Raw genomic sequence first — 311 nt, forward strand, 5'->3', positions numbered from 1 at the left:
GGGCCGCATCGATGCGGGCCCAGATCGCACGGCCCGCCGCGTTCGCGGCGTCGTCAGCTCTGCCGTCGAAGCGCTCGCCGACGCGCTGGCGCAGGGTCTGCAACTCGTTCAGACTCTGCAGGACCTGTCTCTTATACACATCTCCGAGCCCACGAGACTCTAGGCGCGATCTCGTATGCCGTCGTCGGCTTGAAAAGGGGGGGGGGGGGGGGGGGGGGGGGGGGGGGGGGGGGGGGGGGGGGGGGGGGGGGGGGGGGGGGGGGGGGGGGGGGGGGGGGGGGGGGGGGGGGGGGGGGGGGGGGGGGGGGGGG

The 311-nt window shown here is 78.1% G+C and carries 1 protein-coding gene; it reads right to left on the reverse strand.

Going from position 1 to position 311, the window contains the following annotated elements:
• Positions 1 to 131: 131 nt before the first annotated feature.
• On the reverse strand, positions 132 to 311 hold a 180-nt coding region (locus JHD80_RS27785; protein WP_199093850.1), incomplete at its 5' end, for a hypothetical protein.

This window comes from Allobosea sp. ASV33 (assembly GCF_016428755.1).
Lineage (GTDB): Bacteria > Pseudomonadota > Alphaproteobacteria > Rhizobiales > Beijerinckiaceae > Allobosea.